We start from the raw sequence: 16,696 nt of genomic DNA on the forward strand, positions 1-16,696 counted from the left end.
GGTGATGCCCCATGAACGCCAAGCGCCCTACCTGCGCGGCGCCCGCTCTCGAAACGCCCGCGCCAGACGCAAGCCAGACCTACAGTTTTTGTGACCTTCAGTACACTGAATCGGCGAGCACCGCGCTCGCCGAAGAAGTTGCGCTGGCGATTGCCTACAACGGCATCAGTCAGGCGGTGATGCTGGTGACGCCGACGGACCTTGAAGACTTCATCGTTGGTTTCAGCCTTGGCAGCGGCATCATCGAAGAGGCCTCTGACATTTATGACCTGCAACTCAGCGGCTCGGGCTCGGCGCAATACGCGCAGGTGACTATCGCCAACCGCGCGTTCTGGAACCTCAAGCAACAGCGTCGGCAGCTGGCCGGCACCAGCGGCTGCGGGCTCTGTGGTGTGGAGGCGGTCGAGCAGGCGCTGCCGGACCTCAAAGTGTTGCCCGGCGCGCCCCTGCCTCCGGCCGAATGGCTCGACGGTTTGCGCCAGCGCATCGGTGCATTCCAGCCGTTGGGTCAGCATTGCGGCGCGGTGCATGCGGCAGTGTTCATGAACGCCGACGGCGAATTGCTGCTGGGTCGCGAAGACATCGGCCGGCACAACGCCCTCGACAAGCTGATCGGCGGGCTGATCCGCCAGAACATCCCGACCACCGGCGGCCTGGCGATTGTCACCAGCCGTTGCAGCCTCGAATTGATCCAGAAAGTCTTGCGCGCCGGCATCCAGACCCTGGTCAGTCTGTCGTCGCCCACGGGCCTTGCCGTGCAATGGGCCCGTCGCCACAACCTCAACCTTATCCATTTGCCCCAGAAGAATGCGCCGCGGGTCTACAGCCCAGCGTTGGAGAATCAAGCGTGAGTCAACACCGTCAAGCCGATCAGACACCTGTCCCTCGTTACAAGCCTTATAAAGGCCCGGCCGGTGGCTGGGGCGCGCTGATCAGCGTTGCCCAGGCCTGGTTGACCAGCGACAACGCGCTGAAAAACCTGCGCATGATGCTCAAGACCAACAAGAACGGCGGCTTCGACTGCCCCGGTTGTGCCTGGGGTGATTCCAATGAAGCCGGCATGGTGGCGTTCTGTGAGAACGGCGCCAAAGCGGTGAACTGGGAAGCGACCAAACGGCGTGTCGACGGTAAGTTCTTTGCCAAACACAGCGTCACTCAGTTGCTGGAGCAGAGCGACTACTGGCTTGAATATCAGGGTCGCCTGACCGAACCACTGCGCTACAACGCCGAAACCGATCGCTACCAGCCGATCAGCTGGGACGATGCGTTTGCCCTGATCGCCAAGCACCTGCAAGGTTTGTCGAGCCCGGATCAGGCCGAGTTCTACACCTCGGGCCGAGCCAGCAACGAAGCAGCGTTCCTCTATCAATTGTTCGTGCGCGCCTACGGCACCAACAATTTCCCCGACTGCTCGAACATGTGCCACGAGGCCAGCGGCGTCGCGCTGTCGCAGAGTGTCGGCGTCGGCAAAGGCACCGTGACCTTCGATGACTTCGAACACGCGGACGCGATTTTCGTCTGGGGCCAGAACCCCGGCACCAACCACCCACGGATGCTCGAACCTCTGCGCGAAGCGGTGAAACGCGGTGCGCAGGTGGTGTGCATCAACCCGCTGAAAGAGCGCGGCCTGGAACGTTTCCAGCACCCGCAACACCCGATCGAAATGCTCACCAATGGAGACAAGCCGACCAACACCGCGTACTTCCGTCCGGCACTGGGCGGCGACATGGCGATCATGCGCGGCATGGCCAAGTTCCTGCTGCAATGGGAGCGCGATGCGCAAAAGGCCGGTGAGCCTGCGGTGTTCGACCACGACTTCCTCAATGAACACAGCGTCAACGTGCTGGACTACCTGGGCGTCGTCGATGACACCTCGTGGGAGCAGATCGTCGAGCAATCCGGCTTGCCCCTGGTCGAGATCGAAAAAGCGGCGCGGATGTACGCCAAAGGCAAGAACGTCATCATGTGCTGGGCGATGGGTATCACCCAGCATCGGCACTCGGTGGCGACCATCCAGGAAATCGCCAACCTGATGTTGCTGCGCGGCAACATCGGCCGGCCGGGCGCAGGGCTGTGCCCGGTGCGCGGCCACAGTAATGTGCAGGGCGACCGCACGATGGGCATCAACGAGCGCCCGCCGGTGGCATTCCTCGATGCCCTGGAACGTCGCTTTCAGTTCAAGGTGCCGCGGGAAAACGGCCACAACGTGGTCGAGGCGATCCACGCCATGGCCGAAGGCCGGGCAAAAGTGTTCGTCGCCCTGGGTGGCAATTTTGCCCAGGCCACGCCAGACAGTCCGCGGACCTTCCAGGCCCTGAGCAATTGCGACCTAACCGTGCAGATCAGCACCAAGCTCAACCGCAGTCACCTGGCCCACGGTAAAGACGCGCTGATCCTGCCATGCCTGGGCCGGACCGATATCGACCGGCAAACCGAAGGCCCTCAAGCGGTGACCGTGGAGGACTCGTTCAGTATGGTCCACGCCTCCAACGGTCAGCTGGAGCCGCTGTCGAACCAGATGCGCTCGGAGCCCGCGATTCTGGCCGGCATCGCGGCAGCCACTCTGGGCAGCCATCCGGTGGACTGGAACTGGTTGGTGGCGGACTACCGCCGTATCCGCGACCTGATTGCCGACACCATTCCCAACTTCAAGGACTTCAACGAGAAGATCAAGAATCCGGGTGGCTTTTACCTGGGCAACAGCGCCGGTGCCCGCAAGTGGAACACCGCATCAGGTCGGGCCAATTTCCGCCCGAACGTCTTGCCCAAGGACCTGGTGCACGAACGCACCCGCGCCACGGGCGTGTTGCCGGATCTGATCATGCAATCGATGCGCTCCCACGATCAGTACAACACCACGATCTATGGCCTCAATGACCGCTATCGCGGCGTGAAAGGTCAGCGCGACGTGTTGTTCGTCAATGAAGCCGACATTATCCGCCTGGGCTTCAAGCCAGGGCAAAAGGCCGACATCGTGTCGATCTGGGACGATGGGGTAACGCGTCGAGTGAAGGGCTTCACGCTGCTGGCATTTGATATTCCTGCCGGGCAGGCGGCGGCGTATTACCCGGAAGTGAACCCGCTGGTGCCGCTGGAAAGCACCGGGGATGGCAGCCATACGCCGACGTCGAAGTTTGTGGCGATCCGGCTGGAAGCGGCGAGTGAGACCGGGTTGATTCTGGCTAAATCGGCGTAAGCAGGTCCGGCCTCTTCGACTTGCTCGCGAAAGCGGTCCAACATTAAACAACTGTCTCGACCGAGCACTTTCCGACCGCCCACAAAAAAGGCCGTTTTCTCACAAAAACGGCCATTCCGAAGTAGCTAAAGACCGGCGAAAAACTGTTAAGTTCCGCCCAAAAAACAGTAACTTATAGAATTGTGTACAAGTCGTGTTACTCGTCGGATTTCGATTGTCACCACTATCACCGGGCCTCAGGATCGCGCCGTCATCCCCTTGAGGTTCCTCTATGAAGTTCTCCTCGATTCTCTTGTTGTCTCTTGGCCTGGTCAGTGGCTTCGCTTCTGCCGGAGGCACCACCGAAGCAGGTGTGGGCGGCGCATTGGGCGGGGTTTTGGGCTCGGTCGTCGGTCAATCGTTAGGCGGCAACACAGGTTCGACCATTGGCGCAGCCCTGGGCGGCGCGGGTGGTAGCGCAGTCGGCGCAGACAAACGCAGCCGTGGCGAAGCGGCCATTGGCGGTGCGTTGGGCGCAGCAGGCGGTAACGTGGTCGGTCGCAGCCTCGGCGGCAGCACCGGCAGCCTGATCGGCTCCGCAGCCGGCGGTGGCGCCGGTGGCGCGCTGGGTAACTACATGGGCAACAAGAGCGATGAAGACGATGATCGTCGCTCCTATCGCGGCGGTCATGACGACCGCCGCTACTACCGCAAAGGCCATCCAGGCCGTGGTCATGCCTATGGACACCGCAAGCATCATCACTATCGCGACTGAGGCTTGATTGCCTCGTCGACGGGTAGATCAAACAATCGCAGCCTCAGGGCTGCGATTTTTTTGCCCGTCAAACCACCAATCGCTCCAGCGCCCCGCGCAAACCGGCAGGAATCGCCACCGGCTGGTTGGAAAGCCGATCGACGAACACGTGCACGAAACGCCCCGCCGCGCAGGCTTCGTCCTCACCCGCCTTGAACACCGCCAGCTCGTACTGCACCGAACTGTTGCCCAACTTGCCCACGCGCACACCGATTTCGATCCGGTCCGGGAAAGCAATGGAAGCAAAGTAATCACACGCCGAACTCACGACAAATCCCACGACATCGCCGTCGTGAATATCCAGGCCGCCGACCTCGATCAGGTAGGTGTTCACCGCCGTGTCGAAGAAGCTGTAGTAGGTGACGTTGTTGACGTGGCCATAGGCATCGTTGTCGTGCCAGCGGGTGGTGATGGGCTGGAAGTGTGGGTAGTCGGCGCGTAGAGGCATCGGGGCGGGTTCCTGAGGTTAAGTTGCCAGTCTATGGCGAAACCGTGTTGCGATCATCGCTGGCAAGCCAGCTTCTACAGGACTGCGGGAATTCTGCAGGAGCTGGTTTGCCGGCGAATGCGTCAGCACAGTCAATTCATCATCAGCGATCAGCAAACCCCTTCCCCGCCGCTGCCAACTCCCCGATCAACCGCGCCGGCTGCCAGTGATCCCCCTGCCGGGTCTCCAGCGCCAGCAGCCGCTGATGAATATTCGCCAATCCCTGCTGATCCGCCCAGGCCATCGGCCCGCCCTTGTCCGCCGGGAAGCCATACCCATTGAGATACACCAGGTCGATGTCATGGGCCGACGCCGCTACACCTTCCTGAAGAATCTTTGCCCCCTCATTGACCAAGGCCAGCAGACAGCGCTCCAGGATCTCCTCAGGGCCGATCTCGCGACGCTGGAAGCCCAACCCTTCGCTGACCTGCAGCACCAGCGCATCCACCTCCACATCGTGCTCGGCCTGACGACTGCCCGGTTCGTAGTGGTAATAACCGTTGCCACTCTTCTGGCCGAAACGGCCCAGTTCGCACAAACGGTTATCCACCTGAACCTGTGGCGCATCCTGACCAACGCCTGCCAGTTCCCGGGCACGCCATTGCAGGTCGATGCCGACCACATCGAACATGCGAAACGGCCCCATGGCAAAACCGAAGCCCTGCAGCGCCGCGTCGACTTGATGGGGAGAGGCGCCCTCAAGCAGCATTTTGCGCGCTTCAAGCACATAGGTATTGAGCATGCGGTTGCCGATGAAACCCTCGCAGTTGCCCGACACCACACTGACCTTGCCCATGCGTTTGCCCAGCTCCAGCGCGGCGTCCAGCACTGCCGGCGCGGTCTGTGCCCCACGAACGATTTCCAGCAATTTCATGATGTGCGCGGGGCTGAAGAAGTGCAGGCCCAGCACTTGTTGCGGACGGCGGGTGGCGGCGGCAATCGCGTCGATATCCAGCGCCGACGTGTTGCTCGCCAGAATGGCCTCTGGTTTGAGCAGGCCATCCAGCTCGCGGAAGATTTTCTGCTTGAGCTCGAGGTTTTCGTAAACCGCTTCAATCACCAGATCGACATCGCGGATCGCGGCGTAATCGGCAGCCGCCGTGACCCGTGCAATACGAGCATCCGCCTCGGCTTGATCGATCCGGCCCTGACGCACGTTGTGCGCGCAGGTCTCAGCGACCGTGGCCAGCGCCTGCTCGAGCATCTGCGGATTGTTATCGACCCACTGCACCGGAACCCCGGCGTTGGCCAGGCACATGACAATGCCACGGCCCATGGTGCCCGCTCCGATGACGGCGGCGCGCTGAATGTTGAACGGTGTCTGGCTCATCGTTGTTCTCTTGTTGGCGATCCAAAGACAGTCCCCACCATAGTCAGCCGCCACGTTTTTTTGAAATTTATTCCTGTGATGGGGGACATTCAGCAGATGGATTTGCCTCAGCTGTCGAGAGGTCCCTGTGGGAGCGGGCTTGCTCGCGAAGGCGGTACGTCAGCCAATATCAATGTTGAATGACACTCCGTATTCGCGAGCAAGCCCGCTCCCACACTGGCTTGGTTCAAACGGGAAAATGCGCCGCAGCCCACTGCCGCACATCGCCATAAGGATAATCCTCCAGCGCCGCGAACCCCGGAATCGACCGCGCCTTGAGCTTGGTGAACAGCGGTACGCTGATCCCGCACAAAAACCGTGTCATACGTTCGGCGGAAGGAACATCGCCCGTGTGCTGTTCGTGCCTGTGGATAAAATCACCGCACAACGCTTCAAAGTTTTTATCCACTAGCGCCGGCAACTCCGGTGGCGCGGGTAGCCGCGCCACCTGCCCATGACACACCGAACAGTGCCCGCACTGCTGCGGCGCGTTGTCGTCACCGAAATACTCGGCCAGGCGATAACCCAGGCACCGGTCAGTGGCGAACAGGTCGAGCATGGCGTGAATCCGCGCGACCTCGGAGCGTTCGTGCCGAGTAAAATAAGCGTGCAGCTCGGCGCTTAACGCCTGAGTGTCGAGGCCGCTTTGCAGCACGCTGTAAACCTCGGTCATCTGCTTGCTTTCAAGCTCGACCCAGCCCTTCTCCTGGAAATAATCCAGCGCCTTCACCACCCGATTGCGTTCGGCGGAATACTGCTCGTACAGCGCGTCGAAATTCACCGTTGCCCAACTCCGGGCACGGGCGGAGGTCTGGATGATCGCTGCCACGAAGTCCCTGCGCTCCCCCTCGAAACGGGCGAGCAAGGCGTCTGGCTCATGCAGGTACTTGAAACGGTACTCGGCATAATAGGCGTAGCGCGGTGCAATGATTCGGCGCAGCTCCAACTGCACCAGCAGGGTCTTGAGCGGCAACTGGCGAATGTTGCTCTGGTCGGCCAACGGCCCCAGCAGAAACTCCCACTGCCCGTCCGGCGCTGCGGCCTGTAGCTCATCGAGCACACAGCGGATGCCGTCGCGCTCCGGTGTATCGCCGTAGACGAAATTTTCCAGCACGTTGAGGCTGTCGCGGTTGGCCAGGACCAGGCAGTCCGAGGGCTGCCCGTCACGCCCGGCACGGCCGATTTCCTGACTGTAGTTCTCGATGGATTTCGGCAAATCGAAATGCACGACGTTGCGGATATCACTCTTGTCGATGCCCATGCCGAAAGCGATGGTTGCGACGATGCAATTGGACTGCCCGCCCATGAAGCGCTTCTGGATCGCTTCCCGTTGCTCGTGGGGCAAACCGGCGTGATAGGCCTCGGCCTGAATGCCGTTGCGGCCCAAATGTTCGGCGATGTGCTCGGCGGTTTTCTGCAGGGTGACGTAGACGATGCTCGGCTGGCCGGGACGTTCGCTCATCCATTCAACCAGCCGTCGTCGCTTGTCCTGGCCGCGTATCGGCTCGACCAGCAAATTCAGGTTCGGGCGGTAGAAGCCGGTGGTCACCACATCTTCCGCGGCGATGGCGAATTTGGCTTCCATGTCCGCGATCACCTTGGGCGTCGCCGTGGCCGTGAGCAACAACGCCTGAGGGATATTGAACTGACGTTGATAGTCCGGGAGCTTCAGGTAGTCGGGGCGGAAGTTATGACCCCACTCTGAGATGCAATGCGCCTCGTCCACCACCAGCAGCGAGATCGGCACCTGCTGCAGGAAATTGCGGAAGCGCTCGTTCTTCAGGCGCTCCACGGAAATCATCAGGATCTTCAACTCGCCGGACCTGGCGCGGGCCATTACGTCATTGGCGTCATCGCGACTTTGCGCGGAATCGATGCTGCCCGCGGCAATGCCATGGCGTTGCAGGAACGCCAATTGATCCTGCATCAACGCCAACAGCGGTGAAACCACCAATGTCAGGTGCGGCAGCAACACGGCCGGCAATTGGTAACAAAGGGATTTGCCGGAACCGGTGGGGAAAATCGCCGCCGCCGAGCGCCCGCCAAGCACCGCACTGATTGCCGCCTCCTGGCCGGGCCGAAACTGTGGATAACCGAAAACCTGTTCCAGGGTGTTGTGCATAAGCTGTCACTCCGTTGACCGCTGCGAAGCCCAAAGCCTAGTCGGCGATCGCAGCGAGTCGAGAAAAGGTCGGGGGCAAAAACGATACGGGATGATACAGCGTCCGCCCGGCGCAGCCTTCGCCACAGGATGAAACACACGGGGCACTTTGCCTCCCTGCCGCTCTCCCCCGTTCCGCCGGTAAGGTTCGCCTTCTGGATCAACAACTCCGCGCCCTGTTCATTACGGCAAGACCGCCGGATGCGCGCGGACATTCATCAAGGAACGAATATGTTTCAACAACCCGTTTTTTTGCTCGCTCCCGTGCTGGCATTGCCGTTTTTGCTAAGCGGTTGCCTGACGAATCCCACGCAACCGTCCCTCGACACCACCGCGTTCGAGACCCCGGAATATCAACGGCAACCGGGCCTGGCCGTGATCAATGCGTCCAGCCTGTATGCCCGCGGCGGCACCGGCCAGGGCGTGGCTGTTGCGCTGATCGACTCCGGCCTGAACAGCGGCTTGCCGGAATTCCGGGGAAGAATCCATGATCCGGGTTTCGATTATGTCGAGAACCGTGACGGCACCTTCGACCGGATCGGTCACGGCACCCAGATGGCCGGGATTCTCGCCGCCAACAAGGACGACCAGGGCATGCACGGCGTCGCCTTCAACGCGCAGCTGGTCCCCTTCCGTTTCGGCGATGACAACGAACCGTTTTTCTTCGATACGGAAATCGCCAAATCCTGGCAGGCCGGCTTCGACAAGGGGACGCGCATCTTCAACAACTCATGGGCCAATGCCATTCCGGCGACAGAGATCAATGAGGCACGTTACAAACAGGTCATGCCCGACTCGCTGCAAGCCGCTCGAAAACTGGTCGAGGACGGCGCGGTATTTGTGTTCCCTACGGGTAACGAACTGAAACGGGAACCCTTGGCCGAACCCGGATTGCCACTCGCCCTGCCCGAGCTGGAAAAGGGCTGGATCGCGGTGGTTGCATTGAAAAGCGACGGCAGCGCCATCAATGCCAAATCCAACTATTGCGGCGTGGCGGCAGCCTGGTGCATCGCGGTGCCGGGCGGTGATTCGGGTGCCGGGCAGGGCCTGCTGACCACCGGCAGTGGCGATGGTCAGCGGTGCCTTGGCGGCCTTGCACAGTCGCTACCCCGGACTCACCGCGCAGCAAGTTCGCGACCGCCTATTGGCAACCGCGAACCGCACCGGGATTTATGCGAACAGCGAAGCCTACGGTCGAGGCTTGCTGGATCTTGAAGCGGCTTCGCGCGAGGCTCCGGAATCCGCCCTCGACTGACCCCACAGCGGTGTGGACTGCGCCAGCAGGGCTTGCAACCTGGCGCAGCAACACCGCCACCCGCCGCCAATTCCCTTCAAACAGGTAATGGACATCACGAAACGCCCTACGGCGTCTGACGCACGCGCAACTCAGGTCGGTAGCGATTCGCCTAACCAACCCGCGGGAAATTTCACCAATGGAGGTTTTGCTGTGTAAAACGCCGAGCGTGTGTAGGGCCATTCCCCAAAAACCAGTAAAACCCCCTACGAATCCTGTCGATTGCAGCCGTATTGCCGCTGCGCGTCGGTCCCTGCATAGTTTTTCCCGCGGCTGAAAACAGTGCATCGGCCTGCCGGCGAGACTGCCCGACTCCCCCAAAGGACTGACTTTGATGAACATGCCCGATCCGCTTACAGCCCGCTATCGCCCCCTTAAAACCAGCTACAGCGACACACCGGTGCTGGTCATCGACACCGAGGCCGAGCCCCACGAGATCCTCGACGCGGCGCACCAACGCATCCGTGCTGCCGGCGACCTGCTTGAAACCTTATATTGCCTTTGTTTCAAACAGGCGGACGCCAGCGACATCCCGAACATCATCAGCGCGTTGTACCTGCTGACCCAGGACGGCAACGAACTCCTCGACGTCGCCCGCCAGCGCCTGCCAAAAATCAGCACGGATTAATGCCCAACCAAACCCCCGTGGAAGCTGGCCTGCTCGCGAAGAACGATGACGCGGTGCGCCTGAGTACACGCGACATCGAAGACATCCCCCACCCGACTCAGGACGGCTGCGACCTGCTCAAATTCGCCCAACAAGGAATGAAGGGCTCGTGAGTGACGAGGCACGACGAAACTTTGCTGCCAAGTGCGATGCAACACGTCAACGGGCGCGCTGATGCGGGTTGTTTGGCGCCCCTCGGCATTAACTGACCGGGATAACATCATGAATTCCATTTGCCAGCGCCCACAAAAAAGCCGCCCCGAAGGGCGGCTTTTTCATTGCAGGAGAAATCTTACAACTTCGGCCCTGCAGCCTTGATCGCGTCGCTCACTTCAAACTTCTTGAAGTTCTCGACGAACAAACCGGCCAGCGCTTTCGCCGCTTCATCGTAAGCAGCCTTGTCGGCCCAGGTGTTACGCGGGTTCAACAGGCCAGTCTCAACGCCCGGTACGGTCAATGGCACGTCGAGGTTGATGGTATCGAGGTGTTCGGTTTCAGCACCGATCAACGCGCCGCTCTGGATCGCTGCGATCACGCCGCGAGTGGTCGGGATGTTGAAGCGTTTGCCGACGCCGTAGCCGCCGCCGGTCCAGCCGGTGTTGACCAGGTAAACCTTCGAGCCGAAGCCACGGATGCGCTTGATCAGCAGCTCGGCGTATTCGCCAGCCGGACGCGGGAAGAACGGTGCGCCGAAGCAGGTGGAGAAGGTCGACTTGATGCCGCTGCCGGAGCCCATTTCGGTCGAGCCCACCAAAGCGGTGTAGCCGGACAGGAAGTGGTAGGCCGCTTGTTCTTCGCTGAGGATGGACACTGGCGGCAGCACGCCGGTCAGGTCGCAGGTCAGGAAGATCACAGCATTTGGCTCGCCACCGAGGTTTTTCTCGGACCGCTTGGCAACGTGCTCCAGCGGGTAGGCCGCGCGGCTGTTCTGGGTCAGGCTGACATCGGCGTAGTCGGCGTGCTTGGCGTCATCGATAACGACGTTTTCCAGCACCGCACCGTGCTTGATGGCTTTCCAGATGACTGGCTCGTTTTTCTCGGACAGGTCGATGCACTTGGCGTAGCAGCCGCCCTCGATGTTGAAGACAACGCCTTCGCCCCAGCCGTGCTCGTCGTCACCGATCAGGTAACGGCTTTCGTCGGCGGACAGGGTGGTTTTGCCGGTGCCGGACAGACCGAAGAACAGGGTCACATCGCCCGCTTCGCCAATGTTGGCGGCGCAGTGCATCGGCAACACGTCGGAGGCCGGCAGCAGGAAGTTTTGCACCGAGAACATGGCTTTCTTCATTTCACCGGCGTAACGCATGCCGGCGATCAGCACTTTCTTCTGGGCAAAGTTGAGGATCACGCAACCATCAGAGTTGGTGCCATCACGTTCAGGCACGCATTCGAAGTTGGCAACGTTCAGCACCTGCCACTCTTCACGGCCAGCCGGGTTGTACTGGGCCGGGTTGATGAACAGGCAACGACCGAACAGATTCTGCCAGGCAGTCTGAGTGGTCATCTTCACGGCGAGGTAGTGATCTTCCGCAGCGCCTACATGCACGTGGGAAACGAAATGCTCTTGCGCATTGTTGAACGCCTCGACACGAGCCCACAGGGCGTCGAACTTGTCGGCCGGGAACTTGCGGTTGATCGGGCCCCAGGCAATGGCATCCTGGGTGGTCGGCTCTTCGACGATGAAACGATCGACTGGCGAGCGGCCGGTACGGTGACCAGTGCGAACAACCAGCGCGCCGGTGTCGGCAAGCTCGCCTTCACCGCGACTCAGGGCTTCTTTAACCAGATCATCGACACTCAGATCGGTGTACACGGCGTTATTGGCTTGCGTCATGAGGTTCCCCGTCGGCCAGTGGCCGAGTGCTCTAAACGTTTTGTAGTAGAAAGTCGTGCACTACTACCGCTAAAAAGTGGGCCGGATTATGCCAGAAAAGCCCAAAAAGAGTAGGGCCCTCCCGTCGTAACGGCGTTATTCCGGCACTTACCAGTGAATTTACCTGCGCTGAACCGTTTTAGTGACGGGTATCTGACGGCGTCTCGACGCCTGCACCGGCGAATAATTGAGCGATATCGGCGGCGTCGAACAGGTAACGCTGGTTGCAGAACTGGCAGTCGATCTCGATGTTGCCACCGTGTTCGATGACCAGCGCCTGGGCGTCTTCCAGACCCAAACTGACCAGAGCATTGGCAGAACGTTCGCGCGAGCAGCTGCAACGGAAGCGCAATCGCTGTACATCGAACAGCCGGACCTGCTCTTCGTGGTACAGGCGATGGAGCACGGTTTCGTTGTCCAGGCTGAGCAGTTCATCGGCGGTCAGGGTGCCGCCCAATGCAGTGAGATGCTGCCAACTGGCAGCGCGTTCTTCCTCGTCTTTCAGACGGTCGGCGGGCAATTGCTGCAGCAACAAACCACGCGCGCGGCGGCCATCGGCGTACAGCCAGAAACGTGTGCCGACCTGCTGCGACATGACGAAGTAATTGGTAAAGCACTCCGACAGCGTATCGCCGTCCAGGTCGACGATGCCCTGATAGCGCTGGCCCTGGGTCGGGTCGATAGTCAACGCCAGAACGCCGTTGGGCATCAAGTCGGCGAGGGTCGCGTCGGGCGCGATCTGGTCCGCTTCGTAACGGGCCAGGCCACGGATTTCGCGCTCACTGGAGCACTCGATCATCAGCAGCGGCACCGGACCATCAGAGCGGGCCTGGAGAATCAGCAAGCCATCGAATTTCAGGGTGCCAACCAGCAACGACGCCGCTGCCATCAGCTCGCCGAGCAGCTGTGCAACCGGCTCCGGATACGCGTGTTTGGCCAGGACTTCGCTGTAGCTGCGCTCCAACGAAACCAGCTCGCCGCGGGTGTCGCTGTCATCAAAGATGAAGCGTTGGGTGTAGTCGTTATCCGGTAGATCGGTCATAGGTCTGGGTATCTGAAGTAATGACAAAATGATGACAAAACAGGAAAATCATCTCTTCGGCACCGTTTTGGTGCGCGATGTTCAGCCAAGGGAGGCATTTTATGAACAATCCGGGTTTGTTCCAAGCAAGGTGGAACCTCCGCCGGTTGGCGTTCTGCAATTTCGTGCCTTTGGTACTGCTGGCTTTCTGGTTATGGCCTACGGGCCAGATGCTGTGTGTGCTTTTCGACGAGTGGCTGTTTCACCTGCTCAACGCGCCACTGGCGAATAACCCGATATGGCTACACATTTGGGCAATTGCAAGTCTGCGACCGTTCGATGCGGTGGTCGGGGTCATCCTCCTGACCTTATTGATCAAGGGCGACTGGGTGTTCCGGGCTCTTGAAGTGCGCCGGGCATTTTTCGGTTTTCTCGCGGTGCTGCTGTTGCTGCTGTTTATCCGCATGCTGTTCTCCAAACTCGCCGGTTACATGGGTTGGCAGCACAGCAGTCCGTCAGTGATGATCGACAACGCCGTCCGCATGAGCGAGTACTTTCCGGCGCTCGAGAAGACGTGGGAATTGAAGGACCGCTCGACCCAGAGTTTTCCGGGCGACCATGCCTCGGTATTGTTGATCTGGGCGCTGTTCATGACGGTGTTCAGCCGTACGACGTGGCAGACCTGCGTGATCTGGGGACTGGCGCTGCTGTTCATGATGCCGCGCCTGGTGGCCGGCGCTCATTGGGGCCAGGACGACTACATCGGTGGCGTGCTGATGGCGGTCTGGGCGCTGGGTTGGGGTTACTACACACCGTTTGCCTACTACGTGTCGGAGTTTTTCCTGAAGGTGACGGCGCCGGTGTTCGGGCTACTAGGCAAGATGCCGGTGGTTTCACGGATGAGTGTGGTGCGTAGCGCCTGACTCAGTTCCCTGCCGGTTGAGTGCGGCGCACTCGGTTCGCGAGCAAGCCTGCTCCACAGATGACCGCGGTCTAATGTGGGAGCGGGCTTACTCGCGAATGCGTCAGCCCAGACGACACAGCATTAACCGACTTACTCGTCGTTACTGCTCCCACGAAACTTAAACAAGTCCCGCCGCTGTTTCTTGCTCGGTTTGCCATCGGTGCTCACACCCAGCGACCCAGCCTTGCGCAGGGCGGCGGCCGCTTCGCGCTTGGCAATGCTGGCCTCGGTTTCGGCATACAGCGTCTGAGCCTCCGGCGCGCCGCGGCGTACGATCGACAGGGCCTGGACCACCACCGTGCGCTCCTCGAACCCTGTGCGAATCTGAAACTCGTCGCCGATTCTCGGCTCCTTGCCGGGCTTGCAGCGCTCGCCCCGGCAATGCACCTTGCCGCTTTCTATCGCCGCCTTGGCCAACGCACGTGTTTTATAAAAACGCGCAGCCCACAACCACTTATCGAGACGGACCTTGTCGTCCTCTTCCTGTTTTTGTGCCACTTGAATTCCTCTTTCCGCCAATAGTCGGAACTGTACTACCTTCTCTGTCGGGCGCAAGAACTCGGCCCTCCAGATAGACTGTCGACTTGGCCGGTTCCCGGCATGGAGAGTTCGAGTGACTATATTTCCGTCTTCAGTGACCGCGCCGCAAAGCGCTTGCCAGGGCTGCCAACAAAGCGAGCCGCTGGGATTCAATTTTGCCTTTGCCTACCAACCGATCGTCGACTTGCGGGATCAATCGATCTTCGCCCATGAAGCGCTGGTGCGTGGCATCGCCGGCGAAGGGGCAATGTCAGTGCTCGACCAGGTGACAGAAGCGAATCGCTACCGCTTCGACCAGCTCTGCCGGACGCGCGCCATTGAAGGTGCGGCGAATCTAAATATGCAGACACACTTGTCGATCAACTTCATGCCCAACGCCGTGTACCGTCCGGAACTGTGTATTCGCAGCACTCTGGAGGCCGCGAAGAAACACAATTTCCCGATCAACCGGCTGATTTTCGAAACCCTGGAAAGCGAGCACGTAGATAACTATCGCCATTTGACTAATATTCTGCGTGAATACCGCGAATTCGGCTTCAAGACCGCCATCGACGATTTCGGCGCGGGCTACTCGGGGCTCAATCTGCTGGCTGATTTCCAACCGGACCTGATCAAACTCGACATGGCACTGATCCGCGATGTCGATCGCGACCGTGTTCGTCAGGCGATCGTTCGAGGGGTTGTCACAATCTGTGCGGAGTTGGACGTTACAGTCATCGCCGAAGGCATTGAAAGCGCCGGAGAACGGGATTTCCTGGCGGACTGTGGAATTTTTCTGATGCAGGGCTACTGGTTCGCCAAGCCCGCATTCAAAGCGTTGGCTCAGGTAACGCCTGAGACATGGACGCGTTAATCGCCGGTTTTTCCTATTGAAGACATTTGACCATTTGACCGTTGTCGGTCTGCGCGAGTGGGTGGCGCTTCCGGATTTGGGAGTCGCGGGCCTGCGAGCAAAAATCGACACTGGCGCCAGCACTTCCAGCCTGCATGCTACCGATATCGAACCGTTCGAGCGCGACGGCGAGAACTGGGTGCGCTTCACCGCGCACCTGGGCACGGTGGTGCAACTGCGTCACCGCCGCTGCGAGGCGCCGCTGGTGACGATGAAAACCATTAAAAGCTCCAACGGCCATGCGCAGAAGCGTTACGTGGTCAGCACGACCCTGGCCCTGGGTGATCGGGTCTGGCGGGTCGAATTCACCCTCGCCTGCCGCAAGTCCATGCGATATCGCCTGCTTCTCGGTTCCAAGGCCCTGATCGACGGCCAGCTAGTGGTCAATCCAGGCATCAAATATGTACAAGACAAGCCGGTGTTCCCGGTATCTACCTCCTCCACAGGTGTTGCATGAAGATCGCTGTGCTGTCGCGGAACCCGCGTCTGTATTCCACCCGTCGTCTGGTCGAAGCCGGTACCGAGCGTGGCCATGAAATGGTGGTGATCGACACCCTGCGCGCCTATATGAACATTGCCAGCCACAAGCCGCAGATCCACTACCGCGGCAAGCCGCTGGAAGGTTTCGATGCGGTGATCCCGCGAATCGGTGCGTCGGTAACGTTTTATGGCTGCGCGGTGTTGCGTCAGTTCGAAATGATGGGGGTGTTTCCGCTCAACGAATCGGTGGCGATCGCCCGCTCACGAGACAAGCTGCGTTCGCTGCAATTGTTGTCCCGGCGTGGCATTGGTTTGCCGGTTACCGGGTTTGCGCATTCGCCGGATGACATTCCCGACCTGATCGACATGGTCAACGGCGCGCCGCTGGTGATCAAAGTGCTGGAAGGTACCCAGGGCATCGGCGTGGTGCTGTGTGAAACCGCGACGGCGGCGGAGTCGGTGATCGAGGCGTTCATGGGCCTCAAGCAGAACATCATGGTTCAGGAGTACATCAAGGAGGCCGGCGGAGCGGACATTCGCTGCTTCGTGGTCGGCGACAAGGTGATCGCAGCGATGAAGCGTCAGGCTAAACCCGGGGAGTTTCGCTCGAACCTGCATCGCGGCGGCAGCGCCAGCCTGATCAAGATCACGCCGGAAGAGCGCATGACTGCGTTACGGGCGGCGAAGGTGATGGGTCTGGCGGTGGCGGGGGTGGATATCCTGAGATCCAATCACGGGCCGTTGGTGATGGAGGTGAACTCGTCGCCGGGACTGGAAGGGATCGAGACCACCACCGGGAAGAATGTGGCAGGGATCATCATCGAGCATCTTGAGAAGAATGGCGGGCCGAACATGACGCGGACCAAGGGGAAGGGTTAGGTCTAAGGAATCGTGGGGGGGGGGGGGGGGGGCCCCCCCCCCCCCCCCCACCCCCAACCCCCCCCCCCCAAAAACCCAAA

General features: G+C 60.3%; 15 protein-coding genes and 1 pseudogene. 10 read left to right on the forward strand and 6 right to left on the reverse strand.

Annotated elements, in window-relative coordinates:
• Positions 1–11 precede the first annotated feature (11 nt).
• The 3 genes from fdhD (at position 12) to NTD84_RS11995 (ending at position 3,950) form a co-directional block, all read left to right on the forward strand.
• Positions 12–851, forward strand: a complete 840-nt coding sequence (gene fdhD / locus NTD84_RS11985) for a formate dehydrogenase accessory sulfurtransferase FdhD (RefSeq protein WP_262165545.1) — start codon at positions 12–14, stop codon at positions 849–851.
• Positions 848–3,196: an FdhF/YdeP family oxidoreductase gene (locus tag NTD84_RS11990; RefSeq protein ID WP_262165548.1), complete on the forward strand. Its 2,349-nt coding sequence runs from the start codon at positions 848–850 to the stop codon at positions 3,194–3,196. The genes fdhD and NTD84_RS11990 overlap by 4 nt, the downstream gene beginning before the upstream one ends.
• Positions 3,197–3,467: 271 nt before the next feature.
• Positions 3,468–3,950, forward strand: coding sequence for a glycine zipper domain-containing protein (locus tag NTD84_RS11995; protein WP_262165550.1), 483 nt, complete (start codon positions 3,468–3,470; stop codon positions 3,948–3,950).
• A 67-nt stretch (positions 3,951–4,017) separates the two neighbouring features.
• Here NTD84_RS11995 and NTD84_RS12000 read toward each other — a convergent pair whose 3' ends face one another.
• From NTD84_RS12000 to NTD84_RS12015, 3 genes are all read right to left on the reverse strand, one after another.
• Positions 4,018–4,437 (reverse strand): acyl-CoA thioesterase, encoded by a 420-nt coding sequence (locus tag NTD84_RS12000; RefSeq protein ID WP_262165553.1) that lies wholly within the window; start codon positions 4,435–4,437, stop codon positions 4,018–4,020.
• Positions 4,438–4,579: 142 nt separating this feature from the next.
• Positions 4,580–5,806: a 3-hydroxyacyl-CoA dehydrogenase gene (locus NTD84_RS12005; protein ID WP_262165556.1), complete on the reverse strand. Its 1,227-nt coding sequence runs from the start codon at positions 5,804–5,806 to the stop codon at positions 4,580–4,582.
• Between the two features lie 226 nt (positions 5,807–6,032).
• Positions 6,033–7,967, reverse strand: a complete 1,935-nt coding sequence (locus NTD84_RS12015; RefSeq protein WP_262165558.1) for an ATP-dependent DNA helicase RecQ — start codon at positions 7,965–7,967, stop codon at positions 6,033–6,035.
• 270 nt (positions 7,968–8,237) lie between these two features.
• Between NTD84_RS12015 and NTD84_RS12020 the strand changes: the two are divergent.
• From NTD84_RS12020 to NTD84_RS12030, 3 genes and pseudogenes are all read left to right on the forward strand, one after another.
• Positions 8,238–9,261, forward strand: a pseudogene (locus tag NTD84_RS12020) (S8 family peptidase).
• Positions 9,262–9,634: 373 nt separating this feature from the next.
• A complete protein-coding gene (locus NTD84_RS12025) occupies positions 9,635–9,928 on the forward strand; it encodes a hypothetical protein (RefSeq protein ID WP_262165561.1) in 294 nt (97 codons plus the stop codon).
• Positions 9,928–10,080 carry a hypothetical protein gene (locus NTD84_RS12030; protein WP_262165564.1) on the forward strand — a complete coding sequence of 51 codons (153 nt, stop codon included), beginning with the start codon at positions 9,928–9,930 and terminating at the stop codon, positions 10,078–10,080. The genes NTD84_RS12025 and NTD84_RS12030 overlap by 1 nt, the downstream gene beginning before the upstream one ends.
• A gap of 179 nt (positions 10,081–10,259) precedes the next feature.
• Here NTD84_RS12030 and NTD84_RS12035 read toward each other — a convergent pair whose 3' ends face one another.
• Positions 10,260–11,801 (reverse strand): phosphoenolpyruvate carboxykinase, encoded by a 1,542-nt coding sequence (locus NTD84_RS12035; RefSeq protein WP_262165567.1) that lies wholly within the window; start codon positions 11,799–11,801, stop codon positions 10,260–10,262.
• Positions 11,802–11,979: 178 nt separating this feature from the next.
• Positions 11,980–12,882, reverse strand: a complete 903-nt coding sequence (hslO, locus tag NTD84_RS12040; protein WP_262165569.1) for an Hsp33 family molecular chaperone HslO — start codon at positions 12,880–12,882, stop codon at positions 11,980–11,982.
• Positions 12,883–12,983: 101 nt separating this feature from the next.
• Here hslO and NTD84_RS12045 point away from each other — a divergent pair, with 101 nt between their 5' ends.
• On the forward strand, positions 12,984–13,784 hold the full coding sequence (locus tag NTD84_RS12045) for a phosphatase PAP2 family protein (RefSeq protein WP_262165572.1): 801 nt from the start codon (positions 12,984–12,986) through the stop codon (positions 13,782–13,784).
• A gap of 131 nt (positions 13,785–13,915) precedes the next feature.
• Here the strand turns inward: NTD84_RS12045 and NTD84_RS12050 are convergent, their stop codons facing one another.
• Positions 13,916–14,323, reverse strand: coding sequence for an RNA-binding S4 domain-containing protein (locus NTD84_RS12050; protein WP_262165574.1), 408 nt, complete (start codon positions 14,321–14,323; stop codon positions 13,916–13,918).
• Between the two features lie 115 nt (positions 14,324–14,438).
• On the opposite strand from NTD84_RS12050, the gene NTD84_RS12055 reads away from it, so the two are divergent.
• From NTD84_RS12055 to rimK, 3 genes are read left to right on the forward strand one after another with little or no spacing between them, the layout of a single operon-like run.
• Complete coding sequence (locus tag NTD84_RS12055; protein ID WP_262165576.1) at positions 14,439–15,218, forward strand: EAL domain-containing protein; 780 nt, start codon at positions 14,439–14,441, stop codon at positions 15,216–15,218.
• Between the two features lie 34 nt (positions 15,219–15,252).
• Complete coding sequence (locus NTD84_RS12060; protein WP_262165586.1) at positions 15,253–15,714, forward strand: ATP-dependent zinc protease; 462 nt, start codon at positions 15,253–15,255, stop codon at positions 15,712–15,714.
• Entirely contained in the window at positions 15,711–16,616 is a 906-nt protein-coding gene (rimK, locus tag NTD84_RS12065) for a 30S ribosomal protein S6--L-glutamate ligase (RefSeq protein WP_007949201.1), read from the forward strand. The genes NTD84_RS12060 and rimK overlap by 4 nt, the downstream gene beginning before the upstream one ends.
• Positions 16,617–16,696: the final 80 nt, after the last annotated feature.

It is taken from the genome of Pseudomonas sp. 14P_8.1_Bac3, from assembly GCF_025466085.1.
Classification (GTDB): domain Bacteria; phylum Pseudomonadota; class Gammaproteobacteria; order Pseudomonadales; family Pseudomonadaceae; genus Aquipseudomonas.

Excerpts from the sequence above, each read along its gene's own strand:
- fdhD (WP_262165545.1), top strand. The coding sequence starts at position 12 with ATGAACGCCAAGCGCCCTACCTGCGCGGCGCCCGCTCTCGAAACGCCC.
- NTD84_RS11995 (WP_262165550.1), top strand. The coding sequence starts at position 3,468 with ATGAAGTTCTCCTCGATTCTCTTGTTGTCTCTTGGCCTGGTCAGTGGC.
- NTD84_RS12000 (WP_262165553.1), bottom strand. The coding sequence starts at position 4,437 with ATGCCTCTACGCGCCGACTACCCACACTTCCAGCCCATCACCACCCGC.
- NTD84_RS12005 (WP_262165556.1), bottom strand. The coding sequence starts at position 5,806 with ATGAGCCAGACACCGTTCAACATTCAGCGCGCCGCCGTCATCGGAGCG.
- NTD84_RS12015 (WP_262165558.1), bottom strand. The coding sequence starts at position 7,967 with ATGCACAACACCCTGGAACAGGTTTTCGGTTATCCACAGTTTCGGCCC.
- NTD84_RS12025 (WP_262165561.1), top strand. The coding sequence starts at position 9,635 with ATGAACATGCCCGATCCGCTTACAGCCCGCTATCGCCCCCTTAAAACC.
- NTD84_RS12030 (WP_262165564.1), top strand. The coding sequence starts at position 9,928 with ATGCCCAACCAAACCCCCGTGGAAGCTGGCCTGCTCGCGAAGAACGAT.
- NTD84_RS12035 (WP_262165567.1), bottom strand. The coding sequence starts at position 11,801 with ATGACGCAAGCCAATAACGCCGTGTACACCGATCTGAGTGTCGATGAT.
- hslO (WP_262165569.1), bottom strand. The coding sequence starts at position 12,882 with ATGACCGATCTACCGGATAACGACTACACCCAACGCTTCATCTTTGAT.
- NTD84_RS12045 (WP_262165572.1), top strand. The coding sequence starts at position 12,984 with ATGAACAATCCGGGTTTGTTCCAAGCAAGGTGGAACCTCCGCCGGTTG.
- rimK (WP_007949201.1), top strand. The coding sequence starts at position 15,711 with ATGAAGATCGCTGTGCTGTCGCGGAACCCGCGTCTGTATTCCACCCGT.